Source organism: Ruegeria sp. CDSA241, from assembly GCF_059611265.1.
Map to the genome: position 1 here is coordinate 112,754 of NZ_JBXWPF010000009.1, position 18,929 is coordinate 131,682.

Genomic DNA, 18,929 nt, shown 5'->3' on the forward strand with positions numbered 1-18,929 from the left:
TGAGGAATCAATGGACTATATAGCAGCAATTCAGATTGCAGAGATCATCAGCACAATCTTTTACACCCTTCTGGGCGTGACGCTGATGTGGGTCGTGTGGAAGGTGATCGACTGGATGACGCCCTTCTCGGTCGTGCACGAGATTGAAAAAGATCAGAATATCGCGTTGGCGATCCTGATCGGGCTGCTATTTGTGGCGGTGTCCATCATCATCGCGGCCGTCATCCTGTCATGACCCAGCCCCGCGCGGTTGAGGCGCGTGCCGCGTGGTTGTTGCTGGCCACCTTTCTGGTGGCTGTCGCCGGTCTGATCTATGAGCTGATTGCAGCCACTCTTTCGAGTTATCTGCTGGGGGACTCCGTCCGCCAGTTCTCGTTGGTGATTGGTATCTTTCTGTCAGCAATGGGGGTCGGGGCCTGGCTATCGCGCTTTGTCTCGGATGCGTTTTCCGGATTTGTCTGGGCGCAGATCCTACTGGGCATTGTCGGCGGGTTTTTGGCGCCGGTGCTGTTTCTGAACTACGCGTGGATGGGGCAGGTGGCCTTGCCGCTTTACGGCGCCTTGATTGCCATTGGTATCCTGTCGGGGATGGAAATCCCTTTAATCGCCCGCGTTCTGGAACAGATTGGGGCGCTGAAATTCCGTTTCGAAAACGTGCTGAGCGTCGACTACATCGGTGCGCTGGTCGCCTCGCTGGCCTTTCCACTGCTGGTAATCCCATATCTGGGGTTGATGTCTGCCAGCCTGGCCTTCGGAGGGCTGAACCTCGCCGTCGCAGGCCTGTCCCTGCTGGTATTTCGGGAATGGGCCACGCGAGTCCAGGTTGCGGTTTGGGCGGTGGCCTTTGTGGCAACACTGGGCGCGTTGTGGCAGTCCGAGCGGCTGGTCTCGGTCACCGAGGCTGAGCTGTTCGAGGATGATGTCATCCTGTCCGAGGCCACGCCGTATCAGCAGATCACCGTCACCCGGTACCGCGACCGGGTGCGCCTGTTTCTGGATCATTCGATCCAGTTCGATTCCCTTGACGAACACCGCTATCACGAGCCACTTGTGCATCCGGCCATGGCCCTTGCACCACGCGCGCGTGACATCCTGATCCTTGGGGGTGGAGACGGCATGGCCGCGCGCGAGGTGCTGCGCTATCCCGAGGTGCAATCCGTGACGCTGGTGGATCTTGATCCGCGTGTGACGCAGTTGTTTCGCGACCATCCAGATCTGTCCAAGCTGAACGACAATGCTCTCAGCGACCCGCGCGTGACGGTTGTCAACGAAGACGCCTGGAGGTTTCTGGAGCGGGAAACCCAGATTTACGACGTGGTGATCATTGATCTGCCAGACCCCAAATCCATTGCCTTGTCCCGGTTATACACCAAGCAATTCTACGGCTTGCTGGCCGAACGGCTAAGCGGGCAGGGGGTCTTTGTCACCCAGGCCGGATCACCGTTCTTTGCTCGGCAGGCCTTTTGGTCGGTGGCCGAAACGATCGAGAGCAGCCGCAATCCGCAAAGGCCCGGGCGGGGACTGCAGGCGGTTCCCTATCACAGCTACGTGCCGAGCTTCGGCGAATGGGGGTTTGTTCTGGCTACATTTGAACCATTGACCGACCGTAGAATCGAACTGCCGGATGGGTTGAGCTATCTCGACGATGATGTTTGGCGCGCGGCACAGATTTTTGGCGGTGATACCGACCGGGTCGATGCCGAACCTAATACACTGCAATCGCACGCATTGATGGGATATTACTTAGACGGTTGGGACTACTGGTTCCAGTAAACCGCGGTTGACGCGCGTAATTTCAACTCGGGCAGGGCGCAGGTGCTTCTCAAGATATGCGACCGCTTTGTCCGGTTGCGTTGTGCCACACATGAAGATGTCGATGGCGGCATAATCATTTTCCGGCCAAGTGTGGATCGAGATATGGGATTCTGCCAGCAACAACACTCCGGTCACACCGCCATGCCCGCCAAATTTGTGGAACTTGCCCGACAGTATCGTTGCGCCAGCCTCCCGCGCCGCGCGGGTCAGTGCCTCTTCGATGCGCATAACGTCGGTTAGGTATAGGCTGCCGTAATGATCGACCAGAATATGCATTCCCGAGCCAGCCAGCGTGCCTGTGTCAGCGTTTTTGATTGCTGGTATGGTCATGATCCTGGTCCTTTCTGCGATTTGATTTTTCGCAGATTCTTAGGGGTTTGTGCGCGGCAAGTACCTAGTTGGCTTCGCCCTTCAGGGCAATGGAAATGAAATTGAGGGACGCAAAGAGGACTCTTCAAATTTAATAGTTAAGAAAGAAGAACGTACTCAGGTTCTATTTTCTCTTGATCAAATGGGACGCAGCTTTCCACGATTATGCTCGACCTAAGGTCCAGACTTGCGTGTCATGGTTTTGGGGTGAAGGGCCGAGACGATAGGGTTTCACTGGACAGTAATTTGGAATTTTATCCTTGTAAATCTTCCACCAAATGGAATAAATGCAAGGTATGATCAAGCGCGGTGATAGAAAGTCAGTCGAAGACTCTCTCGAGAACCAGGCGGGCGTAGTCCTGCTTGGGCCGCGGCAAGTTGGGAAGACAACTCTCGCGCAGGATATCGCTGAAAGCCGTGACGCTGTCTATCTTGATATGGAGAGATCTGCTGATCGCCAGGTGCTCGAAGAGCCAGACCTCTATCTCGACGAGCAGGTTGGGCGCCTGGTGGTGATCGATGAAGTTCAGCTTATGCCGGGCCTGTTTAAGGCATTACGCGGTCAGATCGACCGACGACGAAGACAAGGGTATCGGACTGGGCAATTCCTGCTGCTGGGGTCGGCCTCGAACACGCTTCTGCACCAAAGCGCAGAATCCTTGGCTGGCCGGGTCAGCTATCACGAGCTGACGCCTTTCATTTTGTCGGAAACCGGAGTGGACTCGATCTCTGCGCTGTGGTTGCGGGGTGGGTTTCCAGATAGCTTCCTTACCAAGAACGACAAAACCAGCCTGGCATGGCGCGAGGATTTCATCCGCACTTATCTGGAACGCGATGTTCCGGCTTTTGGGTTGCGCATTCCAGCGGAAACACTGCGCCGGTTTTGGACGATGCTTGCCCATGAACAGGGCGGGCTACTCAACGCGGCAAAACTCGCGGGAAACCTTGGCGTATCGGGCCAGAGCGTTGCGCGCTATCTTGATTTGCTGGTCGACCTGATGCTGGTGCGCCGTTTGCAGCCATGGCATTCCAATGCCGGAAAACGTTTGGTCAAATCTCCCAAGGTTTATATTCGCGATTCCGGGCTGGCCCATGCACTTCTTGGGATCGAAACACCGGAAGACCTGCTTGGGCATCCGGTTGTCGGCGGCAGTTGGGAAGGGTTCTGCATCGAAAACCTGATCGCCGCGGCACCGCGCGGAACAGAAGCAAGCTTCTATCGCTCTTCAGCAGGGGCTGAGGTGGATTTGATGTTGAAACTTCCCCGCGGCGGCCTCTGGGCCATAGAGATCAAGCGGACGACATCAGCGAAGGTCACGCGTGGGTTTCACATCGCGACAGAAGAATTGGACGTCTCAGAGCGCATCCTTGTCTATGCCAACGACAAGGAAGTGCCGGGGCAGGGAGGTGTGCGAGCTATGCCTCTCATGAGCGCAATGAAACGGCTGGCGTCTGCATAGACGCAAGAGGGACCGCGCCATTGGCTCAACGTCATGCCCTAAATTCGAAGAAAACGTGGTCGTAGAAGCTATCGAATCCGACTGCTTGTAGTAGATTTCCCGAAGGAGTAGTCACGTTGACCGCCAGCCCGACAGGGACAGCTGGTTTACAGACGGTTGAAAGCTCTACAGAAAAACGCCTGTTTTGATTATTCCAAGCCTGCGCTTCTGCCGCGTCTCAACAAATTGAACCGAAAGCGGCGAGGGTCTCAAGCCGCTACTGAAAGGGAGCAGTATGGGCAGGATACGGGATTTTCAGCGCATCTGCCCCGGTTCGTGGCTATACAATAGTCAAGACACTCGTTAAGGGGCTGTCTTTACCCATGGATGATGCATTGATTGCAATACCGCACAATCCCATCTCCTGACCGATGAAAAGAACCACCGCTGTGAAACAAACCATTGCAAATGCGCTGGCTCGCAAGGGCTATGACACCTTAACCCAAGTTCAGCAGGCTGTAACCCGGCCCGAACTGGAGGGGAAGGATATGCTGGTTTCGGCCCAAACCGGATCGGGTAAAACCATCGGATTCGGTCTGGCGATTGCGCCGCGACTTTTGGGTGACGCTGAGACTTTCGAAACCTCGGGCGCACCGCTGGCACTTGTTGTAGCACCAACAAGGGAACTGGCGCTGCAGGTAAAGCGTGAACTGAGCTGGTTGTTCGCCGATGCGGGCGCGTTTCTGGCGTCCTGCGTCGGAGGCATGGATATTCGGGATGAACGTCGCGCGTTGGCGCGTGGCGCGCATATTGTTGTTGCCACTCCGGGACGGCTGCGGGATCATATCATGCGGGGCTCGATCGACCTGACGGCCATTCGCGCCGTGGTTCTTGATGAGGCCGACGAGATGTTGGATCTCGGGTTCCGAGAGGATCTGGAATTCATTCTGGATGAAACACCATCAGACCGTCAGACTTTGCTGTTTTCTGCCACTGTCCCACGTGCGATTGCCAATCTGGCGACACGGTATCAGCGCGATGCAGAACGTGTGAGCACCGTCAGCGAAAAGACGCAGCACGCCGATATCGATTATCGTGCTATGTTGGTCGGCCCGCGCGACGGCGAGAATGCAATTATCAATGTGTTGCGCTATTATGAGGCGCCGAACGCCATCGTGTTCTGCAATACCCGCGCGATGGTGTCACGTCTGACCGCGCGCCTGTCAAACCGGGGCTTTTCGGTCGTCGCCCTATCCGGAGAATTGACCCAGAGCGAACGCTCGAACGCCTTGCAGGCCATGCGCGATGGGCGTGCCAGGGTCTGTGTGGCAACGGATGTTGCCGCCCGCGGTATTGATTTGCCTAACCTTGATTTGGTGGTCCATGCGGAACTGCCAAACAGCCATGAAACACTGCTGCACCGCTCGGGTCGAACAGGCCGGGCCGGACGCAAGGGCGTTAGCGCACTAGTGGTTGCACCCGCGTCGCGGAAAAAGGCGGAACGTATTCTGAAATTCGCCAAGCTGACCGCCGATTGGGGGACAGCCCCGTCAGCCGAAGAGGTGACCGAACGCGATCAGGTGAGGATGTTCGCATCGGATGACTGGCAAGCAGAGATCACGGAAAGTGAACGCGCAGCAGTTCAGAAAATGGTAGAAAGCTTTACCCCTGAGCAGATTGCAGCAGCTTACCTGCGGCAGTACAAGCTGCGTCATTCCGCGCCAGAAGAGTTGTCGACGGTCGATCAGCAAAGCCAGAAACCGCGCGCGGCCTTTGGCCCCAGCGTCTGGTTTTCGCTGTCCGAGGGGCGCAATCAAAATGCGTCGCCGCGTTATATGCTGCCGATGATCTGCAAGTCAGGCAATCTGACGAAGGATGACATTGGGGCCATCCGGATTGCCGATGATGTGACCTATTTCGAGATCCGTGAGCCCAGCGTCGAAGGGTTTCTGACAGCCGTTGGGCCCGAGATGAAGATCGAAAAGGTCAAGAATCTCGTGCGTCTGGACACGGCACCGGACTTTGCTGCAACTGGCCGGACCAAGCCCATCGGAAAGCAAAAAGGCAAACCGATTACGAGCAAACGAGATACGACTCCGACCGAACGGAGCGGCACTGCAACCTATGGACGTCGCAAGCCTGAACCCGAGGGCCGGGCACCTTCCAGCCCTGCAGAACGTTCCACAAGGGCCGTCAAATCAGCCAAAGTAGAACGCCAGCGTGCTTCGAAAGACGAGGCAGATGCCTTGTTCAAACCGGTTGGTGCAAAGCCAAAGGCACGTAAGGGCGGTAAATCTGAAGCCAAAGGCGGCGATATCAAATCTGCCCGAACAGCATCAAAGGGTCCGCCTCCACCCAAAGGTAAGTCAAGCAGCAAGAAGAACCGAGCGCGAGTCGCAGCGGCCAAATCTACAAAAGGTGGCGATTCTGTCCCGAAACGGCGGAAGACTTAGCCTGCATTCCATTCCGAACCTGGTTTTTTGGCTTTGGGCATTACCTTTAAGGGACAATGGAAGGCATGGGCGAAAGAAACCGCTCCATCACGACCAGGATCGGACTATCCCCCACAATGTACCTTTGGTTCACGGGTCGAGATTGTGTGAGAGGCTCACCATGGAGAGCCGACAAGCCTATCCAGTTGCTGTACCACGCGGGTAGCAGAGATGCTGGTGGAAACCATTAGGCAGAGGTTCTTTCGTATTCGTTTGATCCCAGAAAGTTTAGCAAACTTCACATCAGAACGAGGAAAGTTTCGCGGACAGATCGAAACCCATGTCTGTAATTGTCGAGAGGCAGATGTAACTGCCTCTCGACAAATTGAACCACAATGGCTGCCTATCTGTTGAGGAACTCCATTTCGTACTTATCCTCAACATCTGGCACTGGGTGCTCAGCGTGAAGCGACGAGACAATACCATAGATCATGAACAACAAGATCACAGCGATTGGTAGCCCTGCGACGATGGACGCTGTCTGTAGCGCGCTCAACCCACCGGCCAGCATTAGGACACCGGCAACAACGCCTGCGGTAATACCCCAAAATACACGGAACTTGATTGGCGGATGCTCGTCACCCATCGACAGCATTGTGCACATCACGAGTGTCCCCGAGTCAGAAGACGTGACAAACCACGAAATCAGCAGAACCGTAATCAACACTGTGATCGGGTACACCAACCATGTGTAGCCAAATCCTTTGACCGTTTGGAATACGCCAGCGGCGTAGTCATTGTTGACCGCCTCGACGACACTTGCGTCGTAGAACAGATCAACCCCGGCTGCTGCGCCACCAAAGACACCCATCCAGAGCATCACGACTGAGGTTGGAATAAGAAGAACGCAATAGCAGAATTGCTTGATCGTCCGCCCCTTTGATACCCGCGCAATGAACAGTCCAACAAACGGGCACCATGCGATCCACCAGCCCCAGTAAAAGATCGTCCACCAGCTCTGCCATTGGTTTTCGGGCTCACCGTTGATCCAGAAACCCATGGGTATCACCGTCCAGAGGTAATCTCCAAATCCGGATATGGTTATGCCCAACAGGAATGCCGTGGGTCCCAGAATGATGAACAGGAGCAGCAGGCCAACACTTGCCATAACGTTGGCTTCAGACAAGATACGCACGCCTTTGCCAACACCCGATGCAGCAGAAGCCGTGCCAAGACAGGTGATGATTGCGACGAGGATCAACTGATTTGTCTGGGTGTTTGCCATCCAGCCAAGATCCTCAAGACCGGCGGCGATTGGTGTGACGCCCAACCCCAATGAGGTTGCGAGGCCAAAGATTGTACCAAATACGCCAATCAGATCGACGAGATGACCCCAGGGACCATAGATCCGTTCCTTCAGGACAGGATAAAGAGCGGTGCGCAAAGTCAGAGGAAGCCCATGGCGGTACGAGAAATATGCAAGGCAGAGGCCAACCAGCACATAAAGGGCCCAACCGTGGAAACCCCAGTGGAAATTCGTGATCGTTACCGCAGAAACCGCCGCGTCAACCGAACCTGGTTCAATTCCCGCCCGTTCAAGGAATGGGCTGCCTTGGATATGGAACATTGGCTCTGCAACGCCCCAATAGATCAGACCAGATCCCAAGCCCGCACTAAACAGCATGCAAATCCATGAAAACGTTGAAAAATCTGGCTCGTCATCATCCTTGCCCAGCTTCACGTGTCCGAACCGGCTGATCATAAGCCAAATTACGAAAAACAGTGCCGCGTTAACGACCAGTACATAGAACCAGTCCAGGCTACCGATGATGAAGTCTTTACCTGTCGCAAAGATCGCACTTGAAGCTTCAACATCACGGATCGTGAAGAACACAAACCCCAATATCATCACCATCGACGCGATACCCATCGTCGGATTCATACCTTTGAACAAGCCGCTCTTTGCTACAAGATTGTCAGGTTTCTGTGTTGATTGATCACTCATTTTGCACCTCTTAGACCTGTTGTTTCGGCTTACCGTGTTGAACCCGCAGCGCCCTGACGGGCGGAGGTTGCGAGCCAGGACTGGAACGCCTCTTCCAGGCGCCCGTGGTTGGTGGCCCACCACTCGGCGTCCGACAGAATGTAAAGATTGTCTTCATACGCCGGACCGTTCGGGATGCGCTCCAAAACGTCGTCTGACAGGAGTGTCATCGAAGATTTTCGGGTTGGACCATTTGGCAGGTACCCGACCATATCGGCCAGCGAATTTGAGCTGCTAGCAAAGCGAATAAAATCAATGGCCTCTTCTTTATTCTGGCTTCCTTTTGGTATTCCGAACAGATCCAGCTCAATCACACGGCCGTCCATGTTGACCGTAAAATCGGAACCGTCTTCCTGGGCGGCCGTTGCACCGGTAGTGGCCCAGATCGATGACATCGCAATGTCGCCAGAGTTCAGCAGACGTACGGGTTCACGCCCGGTTTCCCAGATTTGCAGGCCGGTTTTTATGTCGTCCATCTTTTTCAGCGCGCGCTCAACACCTTCTTCGGTTTCGAGCGTTGGATACACATCATCGCGGGCTACGCCGTCGGCCATAAGGGCCCATTCCATGATCACTGTCGGATCATTTCGGATGGCACGTGGCCCAGGATAGGTTTCTGTGTCGAAGAAATCCGAAATGGTTGATGGAGGCGTTTCTTCGAATTGAGAATTGTTATACGCATATGCGGTGCCCCATACGATGACTCCTACGCCACAATCATTCAGGGCACCTTCGACAAAATCCTCGCGAAATGGTGTACCATCGACGCCATCAGGCAGTTCTATGTCAGATATGTTCTCCAGCAAGCCCTCTTCGCAGGCGCGAAGTGAATCTGCTTGCGTAAGGTCGACCACATCCCAAATCACATTTGCGCTTTCGACCTGATCGCGGATTTCCGAGATGCCACCATTGTAATGTGCAACATGCACATCAGCGTTTTTGGCTTGCTCATAAGGGCGCACAAACCCAAGCATCTGACTTCGCATGTAAGGGCCGGTCCAGGATGTGAAGGTGATGGACGGCCCGGGCTCTGGGATTGTGGTTTCGCTCTCAGAGTTACTTTGCGCCATCGCATTACTCAAAGAGAGAGTAGAAAACAGCGCAGCTATCATTATCCGACAGCCCCTGACCGCCTTTAGCCTATAGTACATCATCAAATTCCTCCCTAGTCGCTTCTAATTTTGTATAAGCGCTTTGTTTGGGTCGTCCTCCTGGTCAATTCCCAGCACATTCAGCAAGAATACATCAAATTCACCCTGATGATCAGCAATAATCAAAAATTGCGAAAGCTAAATACGACTATTACGCCAGACAGAGCGACAGATTTGGCAGAGCCACCAAGAAACAAGGCTTGCGGTTACAGGTTGTTTTCCAGAAGCCAGCGATACAGAGAAACCGGTTCCTGTTCATCGACCACAGTTAATTACGGACCTGATCTTGGGGCCTATCTCACCTTCGGCGAAAGAGCCTCAGGGGCGTGCGCGGGCGCTGGAATGACGACGCCCAGGACATGGTGTGCCACTTCGCACACGCGACGGATATCAACATCGCGGAGCTTTGAAGTCTTGATCAACATTCTCATGACAGCTGCATGATCGCCGCCGCCCACGGGCGTAGGCAAATATATCCTGCGCGCTTTGTGATTTGTATGTCGTTCGCTGTGTAACCGTTCAGGATGTCGATAGGGGCCAGTAACTCTGTGACTTGCTGGTTGAAGTCGCAAACCAGCAAGCACCGGCCGAGCAATTTGATACAATTTATCTTGCCCTCGACGCTCCTCCAGCGATGCTCGTTGTCTCAATTTTACCTGATGGCGCGACAGAGGTTTCTAGAGGCGCGCAGGGCCTCATTCCTTGCGCCGAGCCGTTTCAACGCTTCATTGTAGGCCAACCAGTTCGTCATTTTGACTTCGTGGGAGTAAAGCAGTTCATACCACACAGCTATCACCTTGGATTCATGCAGTGAATCCTCGAACCAAATTGTGCGGAAAAGTAGGTTTATTGGTCAAACAGCAAAAAATCTTTGCAGTTGAAACCTTGCTTTATTGGTCGGAGTGAGAGGATTCGAACCTCCGACCCCTGCCTCCCGAAGACAGTGCTCTACCAGGCTGAGCTACACTCCGACCGTGGCGGGTGATTTATACCTGAGGGTTTGGATGTGCAAGAGGGATTCTGGGTCTGGTTTGTGATTAGTAACAGGCTTTGGGCAGGCTCAAAATCCCTGTGATTAGCCCCATGTCAGATCAGGTGATCAGTGCGATAAAGTCGGATTTTTGTGCCGCCGTGATCCACTACCGGCCCTGCCGGAAGCAAAGGAAGGCGCGTGGCATGGGCCAGGGATGGGGTGCTTGTTACGATGCCAACGCGCCAGCCTTTGAAGCGTGACATCAGAACCTTGCCGAAACTCCCATACAAGGATCGCAGCCGTTTTTCATCGCCTATCCGGGCGCCATAAGGGGGGTTTACGATCACCAACCCTTCAGCACCTTGCGGGGGCTTCAGATCGCTGATGGAGTGGCAATGAAATGTTGTATTGGTCGAAACACCGGCTTGTTCCGCGTTGGCTTTTGCGGCCTCGACTGCGCCTGCATTCCTGTCGGAGCCGAAGAACTGAACCTCGGGGGCAGGGGGTTCTGACCCGGCGCGCATGTCGGACCAGATGTCGGGATCAAAACTCCTTAGGCTTTCGAATGCAAAATTACGCGTGCGACCGGGAAGCAGGCCCAATGAGATCTCGGCAGCCTCGATGACGAAAGTGCCCGACCCGCACATGGGATCCAGCACCGGTTCGGTCCCGTGATAGCCACATTCGCGCAGGAACATGGCCACCATTGTCTCGCGCATGGGGGCCTTGGCGACGGAAGTCTTGTGACCTCGCTTGTGCAGGGGCTCTCCGGAGGTGTCGATCGAGAATGTGCAGATGTCTTTCTCAATCCGCAAAAGCACGCGCAGGGCTGCATCTGTCGAGATTGGAGTCCCCAGTGTCTCGGCCAGCGCTCGTTCGATCCTTTGGCGCGCGGCACCCGCATGATAAATGCGCGATTTGCGGCTTGTCGCCTCGACTTTTACCGGCACTTCCGGGCGCAGGAAATCTGACCACGGAAATTTTCTGGCGCGTTTGTCCAGTTGTGCCAGATGGACAGCGGGAAAGCTGCCAATCCGAACCAGAACTTTATTTGCGCCCCGAAGGCAAAGGTTGGCACGCCATACTTCGGGCCACCCGCCCCGACAAACCACGCCACCGGCAATGACCTTAGCATCGGCGAATCCCTGTTCGGTGGCCTCGGCATGCAGCGGCGCCTCTAGTCCGGGCGTTGCTACCAGAAAAATTTCCAGATCGTTCGTTTGTTCCATCAAGGGTGCTTACACCGGACATGATCGGGGCGCGACAGGCAATTTCAGCGAAAGTGATACAAGAAAGTGAATACCGTGAGGGAATTTTGACGGTTACAGGTTTGCTTTTGGTATCATCCCCGCGTAAAGGGGCCACAATCAGAGGGACGGCCGCGGATTTCAGTCGCAATTCGACGCTTTTGCGACGACTGTTTGGAATTCTCGCGTTATTGTCTGACACTAGATAGGTGTTGGCTCAGCCGGCACAGGTAAAGAGGCTTGGAAGACCGTAGCGACATGCAAACTTTCAAACTGAAAAAAGGGTTGGAGCTGCCGGTGCAAGGCGCACCGGAACAAACCATCCATCCGGGTCCAGAATTCAAGACTGTTGGGGTTTTGGGGGGCGATTACCTTGGCTTGAAACCGCGAATGCTGGTTCAGGAGGGGGATGACGTTCAACGTGGCACTCCGCTATTCTGTCACAAGGACGCACCCGAGGCGATGATGGTCGCCCCGCTAAGTGGTAAGATCGTTGCCATCAACCGTGGTGCGCGCCGGGTTTTGCAAAGCGTTGTGATCGAGGTTGCGGATGCCAACGACACGGGTATCGATTTCTCGGGTGTTGGTGATGCGGACAGCGCCGAGGGTGTTACCGCCAAGCTATGCGCCGCGGGGCTGTGGACCGCTTTCCGTACGCGTCCCTATTCCAAGATGCCAGTTCCGGGCACCAAGCCAGCAGCGATTTTCGTCACCGCCATGGATAGCGAGCCACTGGCCGGAGATGCAGAACTCATCATCAATGACGCGGGCAAAGCATTTGCGGATGGTCTGGTAGTCGTATCCAAGCTGACCGAGGGCAAAACCTATTTGTGCCAGCAGGACGGTGCTTCAGTTCCGGGTAGCGATCTGCCAGACGTAGAGGCGGCGGCATTCTCTGGTCCGCATCCTGCGGGTTTGGCCGGAACCCACATCCATTTCCTCGAACCGCTTGCGGGCGAAAAGCAGGTCTGGACCATCGGGTATCAGGATGTCATCGCCATTGGCCGCCTGATGCAGACGGGCCATCTGGACCCTAATCTGGTGATCGCCCTGACTGGCCCGGGTGCCCGTCAGCCGCGCCTGATCCGTACGGTGATGGGAGCGTCGACCGAAGACCTGACCAGGGATGAGATTGATGTGGAGGGCACGGCACGGATCATTTCGGGCTCGATCCTATCTGGTCAGCATGCGGATGGCCCAACGGCTTATCTGGGGCGTTTTGCAAGGCAGATGACCATCATCCGTGAGGACCACGACCAGATTCCGATGGGTTGGATCCGCCCGATGCCTTCGAAATTTGCGGTTCAGCCGGTGCTGGGTTCTGCTTTCGCCAAAAAGCTGTACGCGCTCAGCTCGAATCTGAATGGGGGGCGCCGCGCCATGGTGCCCACGGGTACGTTCGAAGAGCTGATGCCGCAGGACTATCTGCCGACGCAACTGCTGCGGGCACTACTGGTGATGGACACCGATACTGCGCAAGCTCTGGGCGCGCTAGAGCTGGACGAAGAGGATCTGGGCCTTGTCGGCTTTGCCTGTCCGGCAAAATATGAATACGGGCTGGCGCTGCGCGACTGCCTGAACAAGATTGAAAAGGAGGGCTGATCCAAATGGGTTTGCGCAGCTTCTTCGATCGGATCGAGCCGAACTTTACCAAGGGCGGCAAGTACGAAAAGTATTTCCCCATCTACGAGATGGTCGAAAGCTTTATCTACACTCCGAAAACCGTGACGTCTGTGGCCCCGCATGCGCGGTCTTACGTGGATATGAAGCGGATCATGACCTATGTCGTGATCGCGACCATTCCCTGTATCCTTTGGGGGATGTGGAACACCGGCTATCAGGCCAACTCGGCCATCGCCAGCCTCGGGCCGGACTCTGCCACCGGTTGGCGCATCGCTCTGCTGCAGATGTTTGGTATCTCGCTGGACCCCAGCAGTGTCTTTGCAAATGTGATGCACGGGTTGATGTATTTTCTGCCTATCTACATCGTCACACTGGTCGCAGGCGGTATATTCGAGGTCATCTTTGCCACCGTGCGCGGCCATGAGGTGAACGAAGGTTTCCTTGTAACATCAATGCTTTACACTCTGATTATGCCGGCCACTACACCCTTGTGGCAGGTAGCTTTGGGCATTATCTTCGGTGTGGTGATCGGCAAAGAGGTATTTGGCGGCACCGGCAAGAACTTCCTTAACCCCGCGCTGGTTGGTCGTGCGTTTTTGTACTTCGCTTATCCTGCTCAGATGTCGGGTGACTCGGTTTGGACCCCGGTTGACGGGTTCTCGGGTGCAACCGCGCTGGCGGTGTCAGCGGCCGAGGGCGTACAGGCTCTTGCTGCCGAAGGGATCACATGGTCCAGCGCTTTTTACGGCACCATTCAGGGCAGCTTTGGCGAGACCTCGACCTTGGCCTGCTTGATTGGTATGGCCTTCCTGCTGATGACCAAGATTGCCAATTACCGCCTGATCGTTGGCTGTCTGGCCGGGACCATCGGATTTACTCTGCTGCTGAACCTGATCGGGTCGGATACCAACCCGATGTTCGCGATGCCGTGGTATTGGCATGTGGTTCTGGGTGGGTATGCATTTGGCCTGGCCTTCATGGTGACCGAACCGGTTTCCGCCAGCCACACCAACCTGGGCCGCTATATCTATGGCGCCTTGATCGGAGTGATGGTTGTGATGATACGCGTGATCAATCCGGCCTTCCCCGAAGGCATGATGCTGGCCATCCTGTTCGGCAATGTCTTTGCACCGCTGATCGACTATTTCGTCGTGCAGGCCAATATCAAACGGAGGGCGCGTCGCCATGTCTGATCCGCAACCTCAAGAACCCAAGGGCGCATTGGCTCGCTTTCTGGCCGCCTCGCCGGATTCGGTTGGCAAGACGATCTTCGTCGCCGTTGCTGTCTGTCTTGTTGCCTCGATGGTGGTCTCCGCCGCTGCGGTCAGCCTGCGCCCGGTGCAAGAAGCCAACGCGCTGAAGGACAAACAGGTTAACGTTTTGCAGGTGGCTGGTGTCTTCGAGCCGGGCATAGATGTGACCGAAGCCTTCGCTGCGTTCGAGCCGCATGTGCTCGAGCTTGCCACCGGCGAATTTGTCGACGATCAGTTCGATCCGGCAACCTTTGATGACCAGGCTGCTGCAAGTGATCCTGAACTCAGCGTAGCATTGGACACTGACCCGGCGGGTATTGGTCGTCAGGCCAAGTACCGAGTGATCTATCTGTTGCGCGATGATGCGGGCGATTTAGACAAAGTGATCCTGCCGCTGCATGGTTATGGCCTGTGGTCGACGCTCTATGGTTTTATCGCTCTAGAAAGTAACGGCAACGACATCTACGGCCTGCAGTTCTATCAGCATGGTGAGACCCCCGGCCTTGGCGCCGAGGTGGACAACCCGCGATGGAAAGGTCTGTGGAATGGCAAGAAATTGCGCGACGATGCAGGCGAGCTGCAGATTACCGTCGCCAAGTCGCAGCCCGCCGCCGGTCCCGATTTCTATGTCGACGCGCTTGCTGGGGCCACTCTGACCTCGGTTGGTGTCGATAACCTGGTGAAATTCTGGATGGGTGACGCGGGCTACGCCCGGTTCCTGGCCAAACTGCAAGCAGGAGAGTTTTGATGTCTCAGACCAAGAAAGAGATGCTGGTCGACCCGCTTGTCGACAATAACCCGATCACGCTGCAGGTCCTGGGCATCTGTTCCGCGCTGGCCGTGACTTCTTCGTTGCAGGTGGCCTTTGTAATGGCGCTGGCTGTGACCTTCGTGACCGCCTTCTCGTCGATGTTCATTTCGATGTTGCGCAACCAGATACCCGGCTCAATCCGGATCATCGTTCAGATGGTGATCATCGCGTCGCTGGTGATCCTGGTGGATCAGGTTCTCAAGGCCTATGCCTTCCAGATTTCGAAAACCCTGTCGGTTTTCGTTGGGCTGATTATCACAAACTGTATCGTGATGGGCCGTGCCGAGGCATTTGCGATGAAGAACCCCCCGATAGCATCTTTTATCGACGGTGTTGGCAACGGCATGGGCTATGGGCTGATCCTGCTGCTAGTCGGCTTTATCCGCGAGCTGTTGGGAGCCGGGTCGCTGTTCGGTGTCACCATCTTGCAGACTGTGAACAATGGCGGCTGGTACGTACCCAACGGTATGCTGCTGTTGCCACCTTCGGCGTTCTTCATCATCGGCCTGATCATCTGGGCCTTCCGTACATGGAAGCCGAACCAGGTCGAAGAACGCGAATACAAAATCCAGCAGGTAGAGGCGCACTGATGGAAGGGCTTATCTCACTGGCCGTAAAGGCCATCTTTGTCGAAAACCTTGCGCTCAGCTTCTTTCTTGGCATGTGTACCTTCATCGCCGTGTCCAAGAAGATCTCGACCGCGCTGGGTCTTGGGATCTCGGTCATGGTCGTGCAGGCGATCACCGTTCCCGCCAACAACCTGTTGCTGACCTATCTGCTGAAGCCGGGCGCGCTGGCCTGGGCCGGGTTCCCGGATGTGGACCTGACCTTCCTTGGCCTGATCTCGTATATCGGCGTGATAGCCGCGATGGTTCAGATCCTCGAGATGGTCTTGGACAAGTATTTCCCCCCGCTCTACAACGCGCTGGGTATTTTTCTGCCGCTGATCACGGTGAACTGCGCCATCCTGGGTGGCTCGCTGTTCATGGTCGAGCGGGATTATAACTTTGCCGAGGCCACGACCTATGGTCTGTCCTCCGGCTTTGGCTGGGCGCTGGCGATTACCGCTATGGCGGGGGTGCGCGAAAAGCTGAAATATTCGGACATTCCTGATGGCCTGCAGGGTCTGGGGATCACCTTTATCACCGCGGGTCTGATGGCGATGGCCTTCATGTCCTTCTCGGGCGTGAAACTGTAAGGGGGCGGCAATGGAAACCTTTAGCCTAGGCGTCGTTCTTTTCACGCTGATCGTTCTGGCGCTTGTCGCCCTTATCATGGCCGCCCGGTCGCGGTTGGTGTCGACGGGCAATGTCAACATCACCATCAATGGTGAGAAAACCGTGTCCGTGCCCGCCGGTGGCAAGCTGTTGCAAACCCTGGCAGCTGAGAAACTGTTCGTGCCATCGGCCTGTGGCGGCGGCGGGACCTGCGCACAATGCCGCGTACGCGTCCATTCCGGCGGTGGCTCGATCCTGCCGACCGAAGAAAGCCATATCACCAAGCGCGAGGCCGCTTGTGGCGACCGTCTGTCTTGTCAGGTTGCAGTTAAACAAGACATGGATATCGAGGTCCCCGAAGAGGTCTTTGGCGTCAAGAAATGGGAATGCACGGTTCGGTCGAACGAAAACGTTGCCACCTTTATCAAAGCGCTGACGCTGGACCTGCCCGAAGGTGAGGATGTGAATTTCCGCGCTGGTGGTTATATCCAGATCGAAGCCCCCGCCCATGCGCTGAAATACACTGATTTCGATGTCGAGGAGGAATATCGCGAAGATTGGGATCGCTTCAATCTGTGGCAATACGACTCGGTCGTTGCCGAACCCATCGAACGCGCCTATTCCATGGCCAACTATCCGGACGAAAAGGGCATGATCATGCTGAACGTCCGGGTTGCCTCACCGCCTCCGGGTTCCGAAGGGATACCGGCGGGCCAGATGTCGTCGTATATCTTCAACCTGAAACCGGGTGACAAGGTCACGATCTCGGGTCCATTCGGTGAATTCTTCGCCCGCGAGACCGGAAGAGAGATGGTGTTCATCGGTGGTGGTGCTGGTATGGCGCCCATGCGCAGCCATATTTTCGACCAGCTCAAACGGCTTGAGAATCGCGACCGTAAGATCACCTTCTGGTACGGTGCCCGGTCCAAGAAAGAGATGTTCTTTGTCGAGGATTTCGACAGCCTCGCGGAAGAGTTCGACAATTTCGAATGGCATGTCGCCCTGTCGGATGCCCAGCCCGAGGATGACTGGAAAGGCTATACCGGCTTTATCCATAACGTGCTGTTCGACGAATACCTCAAGAACCACCCGGCACCCGAGGATTGCGAGTTCTACATGTGCGGACCACCGATCATGAACCAGTCGGTCATCAACATGCTGCTGGATCTGGGTGTGGACCGCGAAGATATCATGCTCGACGATTTCGGCGGGTAATCAGTTATCCGGCGCCCTGTGGCGCCGGTTTCATTTTAGGTCTTTTGGTTCGATTACAGGCGCAGGTCGCTTGCCTCGCGTGGCAGGCAGGATTTGATGTCGAAGACTACGCTGTTTTCTTTGCCATAGGCTCGAAACTGCAAAGGATCGAGTGCCCGATATTCCGCATGCGCGACGGCCAGGACGACCCCGTCATAGAGCCCTGGCTCAGGTTGGTCGATCAGGGCCAGGTCGTATTCTTCGTGCGCGGCTTTGGGGTCGGCATGAGGGTCGTGGACATCGACGCTGATGCCATAGCTTTGCAATTCTTCGATAATGTCGACGACACGGGTGTTGCGCAGGTCGGGGCAGTTTTCCTTGAACGTCAGGCCCATCACCAGAACACGGGCGGCGCCAACATTGATACCGCAACGGGTCATACGTTTGACCAGTTGCGACACCACATAGCTGCCCATCCTGTCATTCAGGCGCCGCCCTGCAAGGATGATCTGCGGGTGATGGCCCACGGCCTCGGCCTTGTGCGTCAGGTAGTAAGGATCCACGCCGATGCAATGCCCGCCGACCAGGCCGGGGCGGAAGGGCAGGAAGTTCCATTTGGTTCCGGCTGCGCGCAGCACAGCCTCGGTATCGATGCCCATGCGACCGAAGATCATCGCCAACTCGTTCACCAGAGCGATATTCAGGTCGCGCTGGGTGTTTTCGATCACCTTCGCGGCCTCAGCCACGCGGATGCTTTCGGCCTTGTAGGTTCCAGCGGTGATGATCCGGGCATAGAGCGCGTCAACTAGATCAGCGACCTGCGGGGTTGAACCAGCGGTGACTTTGCAGATGTCCGCGATACGGTGGGTCTTGTCACCGGGGTTGATCCGCTCGGGGCTGTAGCCTGCAAAGAAATCCGTGTTGAAAGTCAGGCCCGAGGCGCGTTCCAGCACCGGAACGCAATCTTCTTCGGTTGCGCCGGGATAGACGGTGGATTCGTAGATCACCAAATCACCGGGTTTCAATACGTGGCCAACTGTTTCCGACGCAGCCAGAAGGGGGGCTAAATCAGGCTGCTTACCTGCGGTGATCGGCGTGGGGACGGTTACGACATAGGTATCGCAATCGGCAATCTCCGAGGGGTTGGTTGTGAATTTCAGGCCGCCCGCCGCGCTCAGGTCATGTGGCTCAACCTCATGCGTTGCATCTACGCCAGCGCGTAGTGCCTCGACCCGCGCCGCATTGATGTCAAATCCGATCACCTTGCCAATTTTGCCGAAGGCCACGGCCAGGGGCAGGCCGACATAACCCAGCCCGATCACAGCAATCTTTCGGGAATTGGGGTCGGTTTCAAGCATATG

The 18,929-nt window shown here is 55.8% G+C and carries 16 protein-coding genes and 1 tRNA gene; 11 read left to right on the top strand and 6 right to left on the bottom strand.

Annotation, left to right across the window (positions count from 1 at the left end; genetic code table 11):
- Window positions 1-10 precede the first annotated feature (10 nt).
- Window positions 11-235: a DUF350 domain-containing protein gene (locus tag AC2FJV_RS10245; RefSeq protein WP_142636390.1), complete on the top strand. Its 225-nt coding sequence runs from the start codon at window positions 11-13 to the stop codon at window positions 233-235.
- Window positions 232-1,773 (top strand): polyamine aminopropyltransferase, encoded by a 1,542-nt coding sequence (locus AC2FJV_RS10250; protein ID WP_496713617.1) that lies wholly within the window; start codon window positions 232-234, stop codon window positions 1,771-1,773. Before AC2FJV_RS10245 ends, AC2FJV_RS10250 begins: the two co-directional genes overlap by 4 nt.
- Here AC2FJV_RS10250 and speD read toward each other — a convergent pair.
- On the bottom strand, window positions 1,744-2,145 hold the full coding sequence (gene speD / locus AC2FJV_RS10255) for an adenosylmethionine decarboxylase (RefSeq protein WP_496713619.1): 402 nt from the start codon (window positions 2,143-2,145) through the stop codon (window positions 1,744-1,746). The genes AC2FJV_RS10250 and speD overlap by 30 nt on opposite strands.
- Before the next feature lie 335 nt (window positions 2,146-2,480).
- Between speD and AC2FJV_RS10260 the strand changes: the two genes are divergently transcribed.
- Together AC2FJV_RS10260 and AC2FJV_RS10265 are read left to right on the top strand one after the other, a co-directional pair.
- Window positions 2,481-3,644, top strand: coding sequence for an ATP-binding protein (locus AC2FJV_RS10260; RefSeq protein WP_496713621.1), 1,164 nt, complete (start codon window positions 2,481-2,483; stop codon window positions 3,642-3,644).
- Between the two features lie 410 nt (window positions 3,645-4,054).
- Window positions 4,055-6,076, top strand: a complete 2,022-nt coding sequence (locus AC2FJV_RS10265) for a DEAD/DEAH box helicase (protein ID WP_496693766.1) — start codon at window positions 4,055-4,057, stop codon at window positions 6,074-6,076.
- Window positions 6,077-6,458: 382 nt separating this feature from the next.
- On the opposite strand, the gene AC2FJV_RS10270 is transcribed toward AC2FJV_RS10265, so the two are convergent.
- Both AC2FJV_RS10270 and AC2FJV_RS10275 read right to left on the bottom strand, forming a co-directional pair.
- On the bottom strand, window positions 6,459-8,060 hold the full coding sequence (locus tag AC2FJV_RS10270; RefSeq protein WP_496713623.1) for a BCCT family transporter: 1,602 nt from the start codon (window positions 8,058-8,060) through the stop codon (window positions 6,459-6,461).
- A gap of 29 nt (window positions 8,061-8,089) precedes the next feature.
- On the bottom strand, window positions 8,090-9,169 hold the full coding sequence (locus tag AC2FJV_RS10275) for an extracellular solute-binding protein (RefSeq protein ID WP_496713625.1): 1,080 nt from the start codon (window positions 9,167-9,169) through the stop codon (window positions 8,090-8,092).
- A 634-nt stretch (window positions 9,170-9,803) separates the two neighbouring features.
- On the opposite strand from AC2FJV_RS10275, the gene AC2FJV_RS10280 reads away from it, so the two are divergent.
- Window positions 9,804-10,064 (top strand): hypothetical protein, encoded by a 261-nt coding sequence (locus AC2FJV_RS10280; protein ID WP_496713627.1) that lies wholly within the window; start codon window positions 9,804-9,806, stop codon window positions 10,062-10,064.
- Between the two features lie 80 nt (window positions 10,065-10,144).
- On the opposite strand, the gene AC2FJV_RS10285 is transcribed toward AC2FJV_RS10280, so the two are convergent.
- Window positions 10,145-10,221 (bottom strand) — tRNA-Pro (locus AC2FJV_RS10285).
- Window positions 10,222-10,336: 115 nt separating this feature from the next.
- Window positions 10,337-11,452: a THUMP domain-containing class I SAM-dependent RNA methyltransferase gene (locus AC2FJV_RS10290; protein ID WP_496713629.1), complete on the bottom strand. Its 1,116-nt coding sequence runs from the start codon at window positions 11,450-11,452 to the stop codon at window positions 10,337-10,339.
- Window positions 11,453-11,728: 276 nt separating this feature from the next.
- Here AC2FJV_RS10290 and AC2FJV_RS10295 point away from each other — a divergent pair, with 276 nt between their 5' ends.
- From AC2FJV_RS10295 to nqrF, 6 genes are read left to right on the top strand one after another with little or no spacing between them, the layout of a single operon-like run.
- The gene (locus AC2FJV_RS10295) at window positions 11,729-13,072 is read left to right on the top strand and encodes a Na(+)-translocating NADH-quinone reductase subunit A (RefSeq protein ID WP_496708010.1); all 1,344 of its coding nucleotides are present in this window, start codon (window positions 11,729-11,731) and stop codon (window positions 13,070-13,072) included.
- Between the two features lie 5 nt (window positions 13,073-13,077).
- Window positions 13,078-14,286 (top strand): NADH:ubiquinone reductase (Na(+)-transporting) subunit B, encoded by a 1,209-nt coding sequence (locus AC2FJV_RS10300; RefSeq protein WP_282027194.1) that lies wholly within the window; start codon window positions 13,078-13,080, stop codon window positions 14,284-14,286.
- A complete protein-coding gene (locus tag AC2FJV_RS10305; protein WP_496677034.1) occupies window positions 14,279-15,094 on the top strand; it encodes a Na(+)-translocating NADH-quinone reductase subunit C in 816 nt (271 codons plus the stop codon). The genes AC2FJV_RS10300 and AC2FJV_RS10305 overlap by 8 nt, the downstream gene beginning before the upstream one ends.
- The gene (locus tag AC2FJV_RS10310) at window positions 15,094-15,747 is read left to right on the top strand and encodes an NADH:ubiquinone reductase (Na(+)-transporting) subunit D (protein ID WP_142636378.1); all 654 of its coding nucleotides are present in this window, start codon (window positions 15,094-15,096) and stop codon (window positions 15,745-15,747) included. Before AC2FJV_RS10305 ends, AC2FJV_RS10310 begins: the two co-directional genes overlap by 1 nt.
- Window positions 15,747-16,355, top strand: a complete 609-nt coding sequence (nqrE, locus tag AC2FJV_RS10315) for an NADH:ubiquinone reductase (Na(+)-transporting) subunit E (RefSeq protein WP_142636377.1) — start codon at window positions 15,747-15,749, stop codon at window positions 16,353-16,355. The genes AC2FJV_RS10310 and nqrE overlap by 1 nt, the downstream gene beginning before the upstream one ends.
- A 10-nt stretch (window positions 16,356-16,365) precedes the next feature.
- Window positions 16,366-17,589, top strand: coding sequence for an NADH:ubiquinone reductase (Na(+)-transporting) subunit F (nqrF, locus tag AC2FJV_RS10320; protein WP_281972904.1), 1,224 nt, complete (start codon window positions 16,366-16,368; stop codon window positions 17,587-17,589).
- Between the two features lie 53 nt (window positions 17,590-17,642).
- On the opposite strand, the gene tviB is transcribed toward nqrF, so the two are convergent.
- Window positions 17,643-18,926, bottom strand: coding sequence for a Vi polysaccharide biosynthesis UDP-N-acetylglucosamine C-6 dehydrogenase TviB (gene tviB / locus AC2FJV_RS10325; protein ID WP_496689481.1), 1,284 nt, complete (start codon window positions 18,924-18,926; stop codon window positions 17,643-17,645).
- Between the last annotated feature and the right edge of the window lie 3 nt (window positions 18,927-18,929).

Bases quoted from the DNA above. Each gene is read 5' to 3' on its own strand.
- AC2FJV_RS10245 (WP_142636390.1), top strand. From the start codon at position 11: ATGGACTATATAGCAGCAATTCAGATTGCAGAGATCATCAGCACAATC.
- AC2FJV_RS10250 (WP_496713617.1), top strand. From the start codon at position 232: ATGACCCAGCCCCGCGCGGTTGAGGCGCGTGCCGCGTGGTTGTTGCTG.
- speD (WP_496713619.1), bottom strand. From the start codon at position 2,145: ATGACCATACCAGCAATCAAAAACGCTGACACAGGCACGCTGGCTGGC.
- AC2FJV_RS10260 (WP_496713621.1), top strand. From the start codon at position 2,481: ATGATCAAGCGCGGTGATAGAAAGTCAGTCGAAGACTCTCTCGAGAAC.
- AC2FJV_RS10265 (WP_496693766.1), top strand. From the start codon at position 4,055: ATGAAAAGAACCACCGCTGTGAAACAAACCATTGCAAATGCGCTGGCT.
- AC2FJV_RS10270 (WP_496713623.1), bottom strand. From the start codon at position 8,060: ATGAGTGATCAATCAACACAGAAACCTGACAATCTTGTAGCAAAGAGC.
- AC2FJV_RS10275 (WP_496713625.1), bottom strand. From the start codon at position 9,169: ATGGCGCAAAGTAACTCTGAGAGCGAAACCACAATCCCAGAGCCCGGG.
- AC2FJV_RS10290 (WP_496713629.1), bottom strand. From the start codon at position 11,452: ATGGAACAAACGAACGATCTGGAAATTTTTCTGGTAGCAACGCCCGGA.
- AC2FJV_RS10295 (WP_496708010.1), top strand. From the start codon at position 11,729: ATGCAAACTTTCAAACTGAAAAAAGGGTTGGAGCTGCCGGTGCAAGGC.
- AC2FJV_RS10300 (WP_282027194.1), top strand. From the start codon at position 13,078: ATGGGTTTGCGCAGCTTCTTCGATCGGATCGAGCCGAACTTTACCAAG.
- AC2FJV_RS10305 (WP_496677034.1), top strand. From the start codon at position 14,279: ATGTCTGATCCGCAACCTCAAGAACCCAAGGGCGCATTGGCTCGCTTT.
- AC2FJV_RS10310 (WP_142636378.1), top strand. From the start codon at position 15,094: ATGTCTCAGACCAAGAAAGAGATGCTGGTCGACCCGCTTGTCGACAAT.
- nqrE (WP_142636377.1), top strand. From the start codon at position 15,747: ATGGAAGGGCTTATCTCACTGGCCGTAAAGGCCATCTTTGTCGAAAAC.
- nqrF (WP_281972904.1), top strand. From the start codon at position 16,366: ATGGAAACCTTTAGCCTAGGCGTCGTTCTTTTCACGCTGATCGTTCTG.
- tviB (WP_496689481.1), bottom strand. From the start codon at position 18,926: ATGCTTGAAACCGACCCCAATTCCCGAAAGATTGCTGTGATCGGGCTG.